The organism is Streptomyces lucensis JCM 4490, from assembly GCF_014650035.1.
Taxonomy (GTDB): domain Bacteria; phylum Actinomycetota; class Actinomycetes; order Streptomycetales; family Streptomycetaceae; genus Streptomyces; species Streptomyces lucensis.
In genome coordinates this window covers 62,813-77,357 of sequence record NZ_BMUE01000009.1, presented here as the reverse complement: position 1 = coordinate 77,357, position 14,545 = coordinate 62,813, and the positions used below count along the sequence as shown (strand labels likewise).

14 protein-coding genes and 1 pseudogene are annotated in these 14,545 nt (G+C 71.2%); 8 read left to right on the top strand and 7 right to left on the bottom strand.

From position 1 onward, the window contains the following. Positions 1-12: 12 nt before the first annotated feature. Complete coding sequence (locus IE177_RS21215) at positions 13-492, bottom strand: hypothetical protein (RefSeq protein WP_229816192.1); 480 nt, start codon at positions 490-492, stop codon at positions 13-15. A gap of 317 nt (positions 493-809) precedes the next feature. Between IE177_RS21215 and IE177_RS21210 the strand changes: the two genes are divergently transcribed. Continuing rightward, on the top strand, positions 810-1,079 hold the full coding sequence (locus tag IE177_RS21210) for a DUF397 domain-containing protein (RefSeq protein ID WP_190016948.1): 270 nt from the start codon (positions 810-812) through the stop codon (positions 1,077-1,079). A gap of 84 nt (positions 1,080-1,163) precedes the next feature. Here IE177_RS21210 and IE177_RS21205 read toward each other — a convergent pair whose 3' ends face one another. Continuing rightward, positions 1,164-1,661, bottom strand: a complete 498-nt coding sequence (locus IE177_RS21205; protein ID WP_190016947.1) for an ATP-binding protein — start codon at positions 1,659-1,661, stop codon at positions 1,164-1,166. Between the two features lie 331 nt (positions 1,662-1,992). Here IE177_RS21205 and IE177_RS21200 point away from each other — a divergent pair, with 331 nt between their 5' ends. The 4 genes and pseudogenes from IE177_RS21200 to IE177_RS21185 form a co-directional block, all read left to right on the top strand. Then, on the top strand, positions 1,993-2,829 hold the full coding sequence (locus tag IE177_RS21200) for a Sco1979 family transcriptional regulator (protein WP_506005062.1): 837 nt from the start codon (positions 1,993-1,995) through the stop codon (positions 2,827-2,829). 92 nt (positions 2,830-2,921) lie between these two features. Next, on the top strand, positions 2,922-4,382 hold the full coding sequence (locus tag IE177_RS21195) for an aldehyde dehydrogenase family protein (RefSeq protein WP_190016946.1): 1,461 nt from the start codon (positions 2,922-2,924) through the stop codon (positions 4,380-4,382). A gap of 100 nt (positions 4,383-4,482) precedes the next feature. Further along, positions 4,483-5,022 (top strand): DinB family protein, encoded by a 540-nt coding sequence (locus tag IE177_RS21190; RefSeq protein WP_190016945.1) that lies wholly within the window; start codon positions 4,483-4,485, stop codon positions 5,020-5,022. Between the two features lie 70 nt (positions 5,023-5,092). Then, positions 5,093-5,266, top strand: a pseudogene (locus IE177_RS21185) (PadR family transcriptional regulator); the annotation flags it as partial. 67 nt (positions 5,267-5,333) lie between these two features. Here IE177_RS21185 and gad read toward each other — a convergent pair. Next, entirely contained in the window at positions 5,334-6,737 is a 1,404-nt protein-coding gene (gene gad / locus IE177_RS21180; protein WP_190016944.1) for a glutamate decarboxylase, read from the bottom strand. A 26-nt stretch (positions 6,738-6,763) separates the two neighbouring features. Next, positions 6,764-8,050, bottom strand: coding sequence for an ion channel protein (locus tag IE177_RS21175; RefSeq protein ID WP_190016943.1), 1,287 nt, complete (start codon positions 8,048-8,050; stop codon positions 6,764-6,766). Positions 8,051-8,173: 123 nt separating this feature from the next. Here IE177_RS21175 and IE177_RS21170 point away from each other — a divergent pair, with 123 nt between their 5' ends. Then, entirely contained in the window at positions 8,174-8,941 is a 768-nt protein-coding gene (locus IE177_RS21170; protein WP_190016942.1) for a MerR family transcriptional regulator, read from the top strand. Between the two features lie 18 nt (positions 8,942-8,959). Here IE177_RS21170 and IE177_RS21165 read toward each other — a convergent pair whose 3' ends face one another. Beyond that, positions 8,960-9,325 (bottom strand): YbjQ family protein, encoded by a 366-nt coding sequence (locus IE177_RS21165; RefSeq protein ID WP_073901121.1) that lies wholly within the window; start codon positions 9,323-9,325, stop codon positions 8,960-8,962. A gap of 133 nt (positions 9,326-9,458) precedes the next feature. Between IE177_RS21165 and IE177_RS21160 the strand changes: the two genes are divergently transcribed. Continuing rightward, entirely contained in the window at positions 9,459-10,553 is a 1,095-nt protein-coding gene (locus IE177_RS21160; protein ID WP_190016941.1) for a DedA family protein, read from the top strand. Positions 10,554-10,583: 30 nt separating this feature from the next. Here the strand turns inward: IE177_RS21160 and IE177_RS21155 are convergent, their stop codons facing one another. Continuing rightward, positions 10,584-12,239, bottom strand: coding sequence for a threonine/serine exporter family protein (locus IE177_RS21155; protein WP_190016940.1), 1,656 nt, complete (start codon positions 12,237-12,239; stop codon positions 10,584-10,586). Between the two features lie 114 nt (positions 12,240-12,353). After that, positions 12,354-12,845 (bottom strand): inorganic diphosphatase, encoded by a 492-nt coding sequence (locus tag IE177_RS21150; RefSeq protein WP_055708033.1) that lies wholly within the window; start codon positions 12,843-12,845, stop codon positions 12,354-12,356. A gap of 124 nt (positions 12,846-12,969) precedes the next feature. On the opposite strand from IE177_RS21150, the gene dacB reads away from it, so the two are divergent. Next, complete coding sequence (dacB, locus tag IE177_RS21145; RefSeq protein WP_229816191.1) at positions 12,970-14,523, top strand: D-alanyl-D-alanine carboxypeptidase/D-alanyl-D-alanine endopeptidase; 1,554 nt, start codon at positions 12,970-12,972, stop codon at positions 14,521-14,523. The last annotated feature ends 22 nt before the right edge of the window (positions 14,524-14,545 follow it).

The window sequence follows — 14,545 nt, the reverse complement described above, 5'->3', positions numbered from 1 at the left end:
GCCGCCGGGACGTCACCGCTTCAGCTGTGTGGGCAGTCCCGACGGGACCCTGCCGCCCTCCGCCTTGGTGTACGTCTCCTGGCCGAGCTTGCCCGTCCAGGTCACCTTCAGGGCCTTGGCGCCGACCGAGTCGACCATGCCGGTGGTCCGGTCCTTGCCGCCGCCGGTGCAGGTCAGGTGGATCATCCTCATGCCGGCCTCGGTGCCCGCCGTGCCGCTGCACACGGTTCCGCCGGTCGCGAAGAGCCCGGCTTCCTTCCCGTTGACGACCAGGGCCACGATCTTGCCGTCCGCGGTGGTGACCCAGCTGCCCTGGAGGCCGGCGGAGGCGCCGGTCACCGCCGGGGACGCCGTGGCCGAGGCCGTGTCCTCGCTCCGGGGGGACGGGGAGCCGTCCTCGGAGTCGTCGCCGCCGCACGCGGTCAGCGTCAGCGCGCCCGCCAGTACCGCGACCAGGGCCGCGCTCCGCACTCTCGCCGTCGCAGAAGTCACCGGAAAGCTCCCAAGCTGTAGCGGCCGGCCGTCCTCGGCCGGAGGGCCCGCAGCAAGCTACCAGCAGTTACCGAGCGGACTCCTGAATGCTGGAACAGAAAGCGCACGCTACGCGTCTCAGAAAGGGACATGCCCTGCCCACTCCGGGGCAGGAGCCGGACAGCTCGGGTAAAGCGCACGTCAAAGCTGTAACCGCAGGAGCACCCCGCGTGCACGTGCATCTGCTCATGCATATGCAGGTGAACAGGGTTATGATCCGGGTCAGTTGACCACAGCATCCATGGCCACACAGCCAGTGCACGACCGGGGAGCGACCTGTGGACCGCGACGTTGACGGCGTTTACGGGGGGTTTGACGTGTACAACGGCATGGCTGCCACACAGCTGGACGGTGTGGCGTGGCAGAAGAGCAGGCACAGCAATTCGCAGGGATCCTGCGTGGAGTTCGCCCGGCTGCCGGGCGGCGAGGTCGCCGTACGCAATTCGCGCTTCCCGGACGGCCCCGCGCTCGTCTACACCCGCGCGGAGATCGAGGCCATGCTCCTCGGCGTCAAGGACGGCGAGTTCGACCATCTGATAGCGAGCTGATCGCCCCTCGCACGCCGGGCCCGGTGGCAACGATGTCGGCCCGGCCGGGCGCGCGCCCTGGGCGGGCCCGGCCGCCGCGGTGCGTCAGCCGGCCTGCTTGAGCCGGAACAGCGCCCAGACGACCTTGCCGTCGAGGGCGCCCGCGAGCGGGTGCCAGCCCCAGCTGTCGGCGAAGGAGTCGACCAGGAACAGCCCGCGGCCCGACTCGGCCGAGAAGTCGTCCGAGTCGCCCGGCACCGGCGTCTCGTGGCTCGGGTCGCGTACCGCGCACACCAGCCGCTCGGTCCAGCGCATCAGATGCAGTCGCACGGGCGGACAGCGGTCGTCGCAGCGGCCCTGGTCGGCCGGGAGGGCGTGACGCAGGGCATTGGTGACGAGTTCGGACACGACCAGGCATATGTCGTCGAAGCGGTCGCCCGCGTCCCAGCGGTCGAGGGTGCGGCGGGTGAAGTGCCGGGCCTCGCGCACCGCTTCGTAACGGGCGGGCAGGGCACAGGAGGCTGCGTCGGACACGGCTGCGGGGTCCAGCGGCGGAAGGCCCTGCCGTAACGGCTTGAGCATGGTCGATCCATTCGTCCCCATGCGAGGCACTCCCGGGAATTCGCGGTCATAGCGATGCAGCGGTGGTGCGGCACCATGGTTTCGGAAGCGCAGAGCAGATGCAAGGGCAGATGCACGTGCACGCGACCGAAATGGGCATGCCCGTACCGCTTCTTGGCCATTTTTTCTGCCATCTTCACAGAGCTCCCGTCCGGAACCCCCGCCCGGTCCTGTTCGTGAGCAGGCGGAAACGGCCGACGTCTTTCCGTTTCCGTAACCGTACGAGTACTGCTCGAAGTGTTTTAGTGGCAGACTGCGGCCCCTGAAGACGGTTGGGGAGGCTGGCGAAGTGAGCGCGCAAGAGCCCGGATCGGTGGTGCGGCGGATGCTGCTCGGCTCGCAACTCAGGCGACTGCGTGAGGCACGGGGGATCACGCGTGAGGCGGCGGGGTACTCGATCCGTGCGTCCGAGTCGAAGATCAGCCGGATGGAACTGGGCCGGGTCAGCTTCAAGACCAGGGACGTCGAGGACCTGCTGACGCTGTACGGCATCACGGACGAGGCCGAGCGCGAGTCGCTGCTCTCCCTCGCCCGGGAGGCCAACGTCGCGGGCTGGTGGCACAGCTACAGCGACGTCCTGCCCAGCTGGTTCCCCACCTACGTGGGCCTGGAGGGCGCCGCCTCCCTGATCCGCGCCTACGAGGTGCAGTTCGTGCACGGCCTGCTGCAGACCGAGGAGTACGCCCGCGCGGTGGTCCGGCGCGGCATGAAGGGCGCGAGCGCCGCCGACGTGGAGCGGCGGGTCGCGCTGCGCCTGGAACGGCAGAAGTGCCTGCTCTCCGAGAACGCCCCCGAGTTCCACATCGTCCTGGACGAGGCCGCACTGCGCCGGCCCTACGGCGACCGCGAGGTCATGCGCGGGCAGCTCCAGCACCTGATCGACCTCTCCGGGCGCCCCAACGTGCGGCTGCAGATAATGCCGTTCAGCTTCGGCGGGCACTCCGGCGAGAGCGGCGCCTTCACGCTCCTCAGCTTCCCCGACGCCGACCTGTCCGACGTGGTCTACCTGGAGCAGCTGACCAGCGCCCTCTACCTGGACAAGCGCGAGGACGTCGCCCAGTACGAGCAGGCCCTGAAGGAGCTGCAGCAGGACAGCCCGGGCCCGGACGAGAGCCGCGACCTGCTCCGGGGGCTGCTTCAGCTGTCTTGAGCGGACACCCTCAACTCACTTGTGACACAAGTACGATGACACGCGATCAGATACGGCGTAGCTCAGGTGTCAGCTAGCGATTGAGGGATCACATGTCGTCCTACTTCACCGACCTGGCCCAGCAGTACATCGACGGCGAGTGGCGTCCGGGCACCGGCTCCTGGGACGTGATCGACTTCAACCCGTACGACGACGAGAAGCTGGCCTCGATCACGGTGGCCACCGTCGACGAGGTGGACGAGGCCTACCGGGCCGCCGCCCGTGCCCAGAAGCAGTGGGCCGAGACCAACCCCTACAGCCGGCGCGCGGTCTTCGAGCGGGCCCTGAGGCTGATAGAGGACCGCGAGCAGGAGATAGCCGACCTCATCATCGCGGAACTGGGTGGCACCCGCGTGAAGGCCGGCTTCGAACTGCACCTCGCCAAGGAGTTCCTGCGCGAGTCGATCCACCTCGCGCTGCGCCCCGAGGGCCGGATCCTGCCCTCCCCGGCCGACGGCAAGGAGAACCGCGTCTACCGGGTGCCGGTGGGGGTGGTGGGCGTGATCAGCCCCTTCAACTTCCCCTTCCTGCTGTCGCTGAAGTCGGTCGCCCCGGCCCTCGCGCTCGGCAACGCCGTCGTCCTCAAGCCGCACCAGAACACCCCGATCGCCGGCGGCACCCTGCTCGCGAAGATCTTCGAGGACGCCGGGCTGCCCGGCGGCCTGCTGAACGTCGTCGTCACCGACATCGCCGAGATCGGCGACGCGTTCATCGAGCACCCGGTCCCCAAGGTCATCTCCTTCACCGGTTCCGACAAGATCGGCCGGCACGTCGCCACCGTCTGCGCCAAGCACTTCAAGCGCGCGGTGCTCGAACTGGGCGGCAACAGCGCCCTGGTGGTGCTGGACGACGCCGACCTCGACTACGCGGTGGACGCGGCGGTCTTCAGCCGGTTCGTGCACCAGGGCCAGGTCTGCATGGCCGCCAACCGGGTCCTCGTGGACCGCTCGGTCGCCGACGAGTTCACCGAGAAGTTCGTCGCCAAGGTCAGGACGCTCAAGGTCGGCGACCCGCGCGACCCGGGGACCGTCATCGGCCCGGTGATCAACTCCGCGCAGGCCAACGCGCTCGCGGGCACCGTCGAGCAGGCGCTCGCCGAGGGCGCCACGGCCCTCGTGCGCGGCGCCACGACCAACAACCTGGTCGAGCCCAGCGTGCTCACCGGCGTCCCCGCCGACTCCGATCTGCTCCAGCAGGAGGTCTTCGGCCCGGTCGTCTTCCTCATCCCGTTCGACGGCGAGGAGGAGGCGGTCCGCATCGTCAACGACACCCCCTACGGCCTCAGCGGCGCCGTCCACACGGGTGACGTCGAGCGGGGCGTGGCCTTCGCCAAGCAGATCGACACGGGCATGTTCCACGTGAACGACGGCACCGTCCACGACGAGCCGCTCGTGCCCTTCGGCGGCGAGAAGCACTCCGGTATCGGACGGCTGAACGGCGACACCACGCTGGAGGCCTTCACCACCGTCAAGTGGATCTCGGTCCAGCACGGCCGCAGCGGCTTCCCGTTCTGATTCCTCCTCGCGTGGCGGGCCCTTGCGGACAGAAACTGACCGCAAGGGCCCGTAGCGTCGTCTGTGCCAGGCAAGGGAACCCAGTGAGAGGCGGACGGTCATGGTCACGCACGTGGCGGCGGAAGCGCGGGGCGACGAGCGCGGGGCGCTGCTCGCGTTCCTGGAGGAGCAGCGCGGCGGCATCCGCCGGGCGCTGCTGGGGCTGACGGAGGAGCAGGCCCGTTCCCGCCCGACCGCCGGCGAGCTGTCGCTGGGCGGCCTGCTCAAGCACGTCGCCGAGGTCGAGCAGAGCTGGCTGGCCCGGGCCCGGCAGGAGCCGCCGGCCGTCCACCGCGACGAGTCGAACTGGCACGAGTGCTTCCGGCTCACCGACGAGGAGACGGTCGCCGGGCAGCTGGCGTACTGGGAGCAGGTCGCCGCCGAGACGGAGAAGTTCATCCGTTCCGCGCCCAGCCTGGACGACACCTTCCCGCTGCCGCCCGACCCCTGGTTCCCGCCGGAGGGCCGGGTCTCCCTGCGCTGGCTGTGCCTGCACCTGATCCGCGAGACCGCCCGGCACGCCGGTCACGCCGACATCCTCCGCGAGTCCCTGGACGGGAAGACGGCCTTCGAACTGGTGGCCCTGGAGCAGCGGGGCTGAGCCGCGGCGATAACCTGGACGGCATGTCAGCGACCCGTCTCCTCGTGCTGGGCGAGGTCGGCCGGCACGGGTGTGGGTCCACACGGCCGACTCCGAGGCCGAGTGGACCCGCGGCCTCGTCCAGCGCCTCGAGAACGGCGCCTGCACCTTCGCCGGCGAGGGCGAGCCGTTCAGCGGCATCCTGGTCGAGGGCGAGCCGAACCCGTACGCGACGCGGGAGCGGCACCCGGAGGACGACCTCTGAACCGGCCGCGCCGGCGAGGCCGCGGGGCCAGGCCGGTGGCCATGACAGCGTCGGTGACGGAGAACCGTCAGTGATGGAAGCTGGTGGCCGTCTCCCGGTCCTTCGTCAGGGGATGCGGCTGCCGGCGCAGTTCCGGCAGCAGGCGGCCCAGGTCGTCGACGAAGAGGTCGGCCAGGTCGTGGGAGAAGCCGTTGCGGCACACGACCCGCAACACGGCCAGGTCCTCGCGGTTCGGCGGGAAGGTGTACGCGGGCACCAGCCAGCCGCTCTCGCGCAGCCGCCGGGAGACGTCGAAGACGTCGTAGGGCAGGTCGCCGTCCGTGGTGAACGCGAAGACCGGCAGCTCGTCCCCGCGGGTGAGCAGCCGGAAGTCGCCGAGCGCCTCGATCTTGTCCGCGAGTGAGCGGGCCACGTCCCGCGTGGTCTGCTGCACCGCCCGGTAGCCCTCGCGGCCCAGCCGCAGGAACGTGTAGTACTGCGCCACGACCTGGGCGCCGGGGCGGGAGAAGTTCAGGGCGAACGTCGGCATGTCGCCGCCCAGGTAGTTCACACGGAAGACCAGCTCCTCCGGCAGCGCCTCCTTGTCCCGCCACAGGGCCCAGCCGACGCCGGGGTAGACCAGGCCGTACTTGTGCCCGGACGTGTTGACCGACGCCACGCGCGGCAGCCGGAAGTCCCACACCAGGTCCTCGTCCAGGAAGGGCGCGATCATCGCCCCGGAGGCGCCGTCCACATGCACCGGGACGTCCAGCCCCGTGCGTTCCTGGAGGGCGTCCAGGGCCGCGCACAGGTCCGCGACAGGCTCGTACGACCCGTCGAAGGTGGAACCGAGGACGGCGACGACCCCGATGGTGTTCTCGTCGCACAGCTCGGCCGCCGCCTGCGGGTCCAGGTGGTACCGGTCGCCCTCCATGGGGACCAGCCGGGCCTCCACCTCCCAGAAGTTGCAGAACTTCTCCCAGCAGACCTGGACGTTGACGCCCATGACCAGGTTGGGCCGCGCCCCCGGGTACCGGTCGGCGTTGCGCTGCGCCCAGCGCCGCTTGAGCGCCATCCCGGCCAGCATGCACGCCTCGCTGGACCCGGTCGTCGAACAGCCCACCGCGGCCGACGGGTCCGGGGCGTTCCACAGGTCGGCGAGCATCGCCACGCAGCGCCGCTCCAGCTCGGCCGTGCGCGGGTACTCGTCCTTGTCGATCATGTTCTTGTCCCGGCACTCGCCCATCAGCACCCCGGCCTGCGGCTCCATCCAGGTGGTGACGAAAGTGGCCAGGTTCAGCCGCGAGTTGCCGTCCAGCATCAGCTCGTCGTGCACCAGCTGGTACGCCGTCGACGGCGGCAGCGGGGTGTCCGGCAGCCGGTGCGTGGGCGGGGCCTCGGTCATGCCGCCGACCGGGTTGGCCTCCCCGTAGAAGGGGTTGACCGACATCAGGCGTTCCTGGTGCTTACCGGGACCTTTGTGCAGAGCCATGGATGTGCCTCCAGAGGGGGATGGGATCAGCGGACCGAGCTGCCGTCCTCGCGCAGCTGCATCTGCGGCCGCCCGGTCACCAGCAGCCACGCGGGCAGCGAGGCGATGCACAGCAGGGCGATGATGGCCGGGGAGGCCACCAGGACGGCGGCCGTGAACAGGCTCACCCAGCCCTGCCGGGTGATCGCCAGGAGCATGCCCAGCACGCTCGTCGCCACGCCCAGTGCGGTGGGCACGGCCGGCACGAGGGCGTGCGCGCACAGGCCCAGCGCGGTGCCGACGAAGACGGCGGGGAAGATGCGGCCGCCGCGGAAGCCGCAGGAGGCCGCGACCAGCAGCGCGGCCAGCTTCACCACGGCCATCACGGCGAACTGCCCCGCCGACCAGCCGGTGGGGTCGTGTGCCAGCTCGGCCGTCTCCGCCAGGCCCTTGAAGAGCGTCAGATGACCGCCGACGGCCGCCAGGGCGCCCAGCACCAGCCCGCCGGCCGGGAGCATCAGCATCGGGTGCCGCAGCCGCTGGAAGGCCGCGTGCACGTAGGGGAAGGCCCGCACGGCGCACATGCCGAGCAGCGCGGCCACCGGGGCGATCACCAGGGCCGCGAGCAGGTCCGTCCAGCGCGGGTGGCCGAGGGCGGGCAGGCCCAGGTCGAAGGCGGGGCGGAACAGCAGCGTGGTGGTCATGGCCCCGACCGCCGCCGCGGTCAGCGGTGCGAACAGCTTGTCCCACAGCAGCCCCGGGGCCGGTCGCCCGGCCAGCGCCTCGGAGATGACCAGCGCCGCCGCCACCGGCGTGCCGAACAGCGCGCCGATCGTCGCCGCCTCCGCCAGCAGCGGCCACAGGGCGCCCGGCGCCCGGGGCAGCAGGCGCCCGCCGAGCCAGACCGCCAGGCCGACGTTCACGGCGATGATCGGGTTCTCCGGGCCCAGGCTCGGGCCGCCCGCCAGCATCAGCCCGGTCGCCAGCAGCAGACCCGGCAGCACCACGGGCGGCAGGACCGGGGCGTCCAGGCCGGTGGTGGCCGGATCGGGCCCGGCGTGCCCCGGCACCTTCCAGACCACCAGTCCGACGGCGAGGCCGGTCGCCACGAGCACGACGAACATCCACAGCACCGAGTAGCGGCCCACGCCCAGCGCTTCCGGCAACGGCCCCCACAGCACGTGCTGCAATTGCTCCGCCGTCGCGCTCAGCCCGATGTAGACGAGGCTCGCGGCCACGCCCACGGCGACGGCGGGGAGGATCAGGGGCAGCAGGGCCCGGGCCGGGCTCGCCGGCCGGGTCGAGCGAGCCTGCTGCTCGGTGTCCTGGCGCACGGGCTCACCATAAGCGGACAGAACGCGCGGAACATCCGGAAAGGATCCGGAGCGCGACCGGCTTGCACCTCACGTGGCGTGAGGCGTCAGCGTGGAGGCCGTACCGACGACAAGGAGCGGAAAGTGAGCTACTCCGTGGGACGGGTCGCGGGGTTCGCCGGGGTCACGGTGCGCACCCTGCACCACTACGACGAGATCGGCCTGCTGGTGCCCGGCGAGCGCACCCACGCCGGACACCGGCGCTACGGCGACGCCGACCTCGACCGGCTCCAGCGGATCCTGTTCTACCGGGAGCTCGGCTTCCCGCTCGAGGAGGTCGCGGCCCTGCTCGACGACCCGGACGCGGACCCGCGCGCCCACCTGCGCCGCCAGCACGAACTGCTGACCGCCCGGATCGAGAAGCTGCAGAGGATGGCCGCGGCCGTGGAGCACGCCATGGAGGCACGCAAGATGGGCATCAACCTCACCCCGGAGGAGCGCTTCGAGGTGTTCGGGGACAAGGACCCCTTCAACGAGGAGTACGCCGAGGAGGCGGAGCAGCGCTGGGGCGACACCGAGGCCTGGGCCGAGTCCCGGCGCCGCGCCGCGAGCTACACCAAGGAGGACTGGCAGCGGATCAAGGACGAGGTCGACGACTGGCAGGAGCGGTACACCGCCCTCATGGCCGCGGGGGAGGAGCCGTCCGGCGAGCCGGCCATGGACATGGCGGAGGAACACCGGCAGCACATGAACAGGTGGTTCTTCGAGGTCCCCTACGAGATGCACCGGTGCTTCGGGGAGATGTACGTCTCCGACGAGCGCTTCAGGGCGTACTACGACGCCATGCGGCCGGGCCTGGCCGAGCACCTGCGCGACGCCATCCTCGCGAACGCCGACCGGCACCCGGCGTGAGCCCGCGGCCCGGGAGGCCTACTCCCGGGCCAGCACCACGGCCGTGCCGTAGGCGCACACCTCCGTGCCGACGTCCGCCGCCTCGGTCACGTCGAAGCGGAACATCAGCACCCCGTTGGCCCCACGCGCGCGTGCCTGCTCCACCAGCCGTTCCATGGCCTGGTTGCGGGTCTGCACGAGCGTCTTGGTGAGCCCTTTCAGCTCGCCGCCGATCATCGACTTGAGTCCGGCGCCGATCTGGCTGCCGAGGTGCCGGGAGCGCACGGTGAGCCCGAAGACCTCGCCGAGCACCTGCTGCACCCGGTAGCCGGGCACGTCGTTCGTCGTCACGACCAGTACGTCCGGCTGGGGCCCCTGGCCGCCGCCGTAGTCATCGAGTCCCATGGGTCACAGCTTTCTCCCGGCGCACCCGCGGCGCATCCCGGAGGCGCCGGTGGAACCCGGGGCGGTCGCATCACGTTGATAGCTTTGTGCGGCCCCCCCCGTAGCCGCCTTCACCCCTCAGGAGCCCGGACCCGTGACGACACTCGCCCTCGGCCCGAGCTGGCTGGACCCCGAACACCTGCTGAACACCTACAGCATCTGGGGCCTGCTGCTCGTCGTCTTCGCCGAGTCCGGCCTGCTCATCGGCTTCTTCCTGCCGGGTGACTCGCTGCTGTTCACCTGCGGTCTGCTGATCACCACGGACGCGCTGGACTTCCCGCTCTGGGCCGCGATCGCCCTCATCTGCCTCGCCGCGATCCTGGGCGACCAGGCGGGCTACATGTTCGGCAAGAAGGTCGGACCGTCCCTGTTCAACCGCCCGGACTCGAAGCTGTTCAAGCAGGAGAACGTCACCAAGGCGCACGAGTTCTTCGAGAAGTACGGCGCGAAGTCCCTGGTCCTGGCCCGCTTCGTGCCCATCGTGCGCACGTTCACGCCGATCGTCGCGGGCGTCAGCGGCATGCGGTACCGCTCGTTCCTGACCTTCAACGTCATCGGTGGCGTGCTGTGGGGCGCGGGCGTCACCCTGCTCGGTTCCTGGCTCGGCAAGCACGCCCTGGTCAGGGACAACATCGAGGCGATGCTCATCCTGATCGTCCTCGTGTCGGTGGTCCCGATCGTGATCGAGTACCTCCGTGCGCGCGGCAAGAGCAGGAAGGCCCAGCCGGCCGAGCCGCAGGCGCCGCAGCGGCCCGAGGCGCTCCAGCGGCCCCAGGCACCCCAGTACCGGCAGCAGCCGGTCATGGACGACGCGACGACCCGCCTGCGCCGCATCGAGCCGGAGGAGCCCTACCAGCAGTCCTATCAGCAGCCCCATGGCCGGCAGCCCCATGTCGGGCAGTCCCAGCAGGAGCAGCAGCACTGGAACCAGGGCGGTCACGACGACCCGTACTACGACCAGCGGCAGTACCCCCAGCAGCAGTCCCCGCAGGATCAGTACTCCCAGCAGCAGTACGGCCGGGATCAGTACTCCCAGCAGCAGTACGACCAGCAGCAGCACGACCAGCAGCAGTACGGCCAGGAGCAGTACGGCCAGGAGCAGTACGACCAGCAGCAGTACGACCAGGAGCAGTACGGGCAGCAGCAGTACGACCAGGAGCAGTACCCCTACGACCACCGTCGGCAGTAGCGCCATGGGCGCCGGGAGGGGGGTCCGCGGCTAGAAGCCCCTGGTCCGCTTCGCGGCCCTCCGCTTGCCGGCGGAGCCGACCCGGAGGGTGATGCGGGAGATCTCCGACCCCAGGTTGACGCCGATCGCGATCGCCATGGCCAGCGAGGCCGCCTTGGCGAGCGACACCAGCCCCTTGTCCACCTCGTTCTGCGCCATGTTCAGCAGCCCGAAGTAGGTCGCCGAACCGGGCAGCAGCGGCCCGATCGCGGCGGTCGTGTACGGCAGGGCCGACGCGAACCGGAACCGCGACAGCAGCTGCCCGAACAGGCCCACGAGGCCCGCCGCCACGGCCGTGGACGCCACCGGCGAGATACCTCCGGTGTAGTGCATCGCCCCGTACACCGACCACGCGACGCCCCCGTTGAGCGTCACCCACAGCACGGTGGACCGCTCCTGCTGGAGCAGCACCGCGAAGGTCAGCGACAGCACCATGGACGCCGCGATCTGGATCAGCGGCCGGTCGGAGATGCCCAGCGTGGCGTCCGGGTTCAGCTCGCCGCCCACCTTCACGCCGAAGTACAGGACGACCAGCACCCCGGCGACGATGCCGACGAAGAAGTACATGACCTCCAGCAGGCGGGCCGAGGCGGTGATGTAGAACCCGGTCAGGCCGTCCTGCACGCCCGCCACCAGCGCCCGCCCGGGCAGCAGGGCGAACAGCCCACCGGTGACCACGGCGGACGCCTTCACGTCCACGTGGGCCAGCGCGAACGCCACCCCGATCGCCGCCGGCGGCATCGCGGCCACCGTGAACTGGTAGAACTCCGGCAGCCCGCGCCCCGCGCACCACCAGGCCAGCCGGTCGCCCAGCATCGCGCCCACCGCCGCCGCGACGAACACGATCGGGTCACCGCCGACCAGCACCGAGGCCGCGCCGGCCAGCAGCCCGCTCGCCAGGGTGAGCGCCCAGCCCGGATAGGGGTGCCGGTTGCGGCGGATCTCCGCCAGGCGCCGGTACGCCTCCTCCAGGGAGACATGGGCCTCCGGGTCGGTCAGATCGTCCACCAGCCGGAACACGGCCGCCAAGCGCGTGTAGTCGGTGCCCCGCCGCCGTACCGTCCGCGACGCCGTCACCGGGTCCTCCACCAGCGACGGCTGGTGCGAGATCGACAGCAGCGTGAAGGTCACGTTCGGTTCGCAGCGGTCCAGGCCGTAGGACCGGCACACCGCGAACATCGCGGCCTCGACGTCCTCAGCGCCCTCGCCGCCCGCCAGCAGCAGCTCCCCGATACGCAGGGTCAGGTCCAGCACGCGCGGGACGGCCGGGCCGCCCTCCTCGACGCGCTGCACCGGCTCCGGCGCGGGCCGCTCGGCCACCGGCATGCGCAGCATCGTGCGCATCCGGTCCTGCCACGGCGCGTCCTTGACCAGACTGACCAGCGGCACCCCGGTGGCGGGCGTGAACGCGGCCGGTGCCTGCTTCGCGTGGTACGTGCTCGGCGTGCTGAACGCCGACCCCTCCGTCTCCGGGCCCGCCGGCTGCGGCACCTCCAGCCCCTTCGGCACCGCGAACTCGGAGGTCGTCTCCGGCTCGTCGGGCGCCTTGAGAACGTCGAGACCGCTGGGGATGGCGAACTCGGACGTGATCTCCGGGTCGTACCGCGCCTCGTCCGACCGGGCCTTGCGGTCGTCCGCCTCCGTCACCTCGCACCGCTCCCTGAACGACACATTCCGTAGGCCTCAGTATGCGCACACCACGCAGACGGGCCGCGTCACCCCTCACAGGGTGCCGCGGCCCGCGAATGGCAAACCGGCCGGTCAGTGGCCGCCCTGCTCCTCGAAGCGCTTGTACGACCGCTCGATCTCCGCCTCGGCGTCCGTGCGGCCCACCCAGTTGGCGCCCTCGACCGACTTGCCGGGCTCCAGGTCCTTGTACACCTCGAAGAAGTGCTGGATCTCCAGGCGGTCGAACTCGGACACGTGGTGGATGTCGCGCAGGTGCTCCACGCGCGGGTCGGTGGCCGGAACGCACAGCAGCTTGTCGTCGCCGCCCGCCTCGTCCGTCATCCGGAACATGCCGATCGCACGGCACTTGATCAGGCAGCCCGGGAAGGTCGGCTCGTCAAGAATGACCAGCGCGTCCAGCGGGTCGCCGTCCTCGCCGAGGGTGTTCTCGACGAAGCCGTAGTCGGTCGGGTAGGCGGTCGAGGTGAAGAGGCGACGGTCCAGGCGGATCCGACCGGTCTCGTGGTCCACCTCGTACTTGTTGCGCGAACCCTTCGGGATCTCGATCGTGACGTCGAACTCCACCGGTGGCTCCTCCATGATCAGCACATAGTTCTGGTGATTAAGTGTCCCTCACGCAGGTGTGTGATCGCGAAAGGGGCTGGTGGTCGTGCCAGAGCTGAGGCCTTGGCGAGCCGCGAGACCGCAGGTGGTGCGGATCGCGAACGCCGTACGACCGCGTCTGGCGCGGGCCGTGACGGCGGCGGGACCGCGGATCGCGCGTCTGGCGAAGGCCGTACGACCCCGGTCGTCGCACCTCCCCCGTCCGCGGACCGTCAGGACCTGGCAGTACACCGCGGGCGCCGCAACCGCGGGCCTGGCACTGGCCGCCGGTGTGGTGACCGTGGCAGGACCCTGGGACGCCAACGGTCAGCGTACGGCCGAGGGGGACCGGGCCGCCGCCCTGGAGCGATCAGGTGGCGCAGATCACGGCCGCCCCGGCACGGAGGCCGGGGCCCGGCCCGCGCCGAGCGCCCCTCCCGTGCTGACCGGCCTGGGCGGCGTCACGAGCGCCGTCGGCCCCCGCAAGGGCGCCGGGGGCGGGCAGGCCCTCCCGGACGTCCTGGCGCCGTTCCTCGACGCCTCCGCGCTGGGCGACGGCCACGCCGCCGCCGTCGTCGACCTGACGACCGGCGAGCGCCTCTACGGCACCGGCGCCGGCCAGGCCCTCACCCCCGCCTCCACCACCAAGATCGCCACCGCCGTCGCCGCCCTGTCCGCCCTCGGCGCCGACCACCGCCTCACCACCCGCGCCGCCCTGGAACCCGACACCGGAGAGGTCGTCCTCGTCGGCGGCGGCGACCCCACGCTCACCGCCCGCAAGGGCGCCGACGGCTGGGCGAGCCTGCGCACCCTCGCCGCCGGCACCGTGAAGGCCCTCCGCGCGCGTGACGTCCACGAGGTCACGCTCTCCTACGACACGACGCTCTACGCCGGCACCGCACAGCACCCCATCGGCGTCAACGAGAACATCGCCCCCGTCACCGCCCTGACCGCCGACGAGGGCCGCACCGACGGCTCGGCCAAGGGCCCGGCGGTCCGTGTCGACGACCCGGCACGGGACGCCGCCGCGAAGTTCGCGGCCCTCCTGGAGGACGCGGGCGTCAAGACCACGGCCCCCGGCCCCTCCAAGGCCACCACCCGCGCCGAGACCCTCGCCACCGTCTCCTCGCCCCCGCTGTCCGCCCTGGTCGAGCGCATGCTGACCAACAGCGACAACGACATCGCCGAGGCCCTGGCCCGCCAGACCGCACTCGCGAGCGGCGAACCCGCGACCTTCGAGGGCGGCGCCAGGGCCATCGCCACGCAACTGAGGAAACTCGGCCTGCCGCTGTCCGGCGCCTCCTTCCACGACGGCAGCGGCCTCGACCGCGACGACAGGCTGACGGCCGACCTCCTCACCGCCCTCCTGGTCAAAGCCGCCGACCCCGGCCACCCCGGCCTGCGCCCCGTCCTCACCGGCCTGCCCGTGGCCGGCTTCACCGGCACCCTGACCGACCGCTACACCGACGGCGCGGCCGGCGTCGTCCGGGCCAAGACCGGCACCCTGACCGGCGTGAACACCCTGGCGGGCACCGTCGTCGACACCGACGGCCACCTCCTGGCCTTCGCCTTCCTGGCCTCCGGCACGACGGACGCCCAGCAGGCCCAGTCGACCCTGGACGACGCGGCGACGGCACTGGCGGCCTGCGGCTGCGACTAGGGCCTCTCGTTCGGGCCTTCTG

Excerpts from the sequence above, each read along its gene's own strand:
- IE177_RS21205 (WP_190016947.1), bottom strand. The coding sequence starts at position 1,661 with ATGGGGACGAATGGATCGACCATGCTCAAGCCGTTACGGCAGGGCCTT.
- IE177_RS21195 (WP_190016946.1), top strand. The coding sequence starts at position 2,922 with ATGTCGTCCTACTTCACCGACCTGGCCCAGCAGTACATCGACGGCGAG.
- IE177_RS21190 (WP_190016945.1), top strand. The coding sequence starts at position 4,483 with ATGGTCACGCACGTGGCGGCGGAAGCGCGGGGCGACGAGCGCGGGGCG.
- gad (WP_190016944.1), bottom strand. The coding sequence starts at position 6,737 with ATGGCTCTGCACAAAGGTCCCGGTAAGCACCAGGAACGCCTGATGTCG.
- IE177_RS21165 (WP_073901121.1), bottom strand. The coding sequence starts at position 9,325 with ATGGGACTCGATGACTACGGCGGCGGCCAGGGGCCCCAGCCGGACGTA.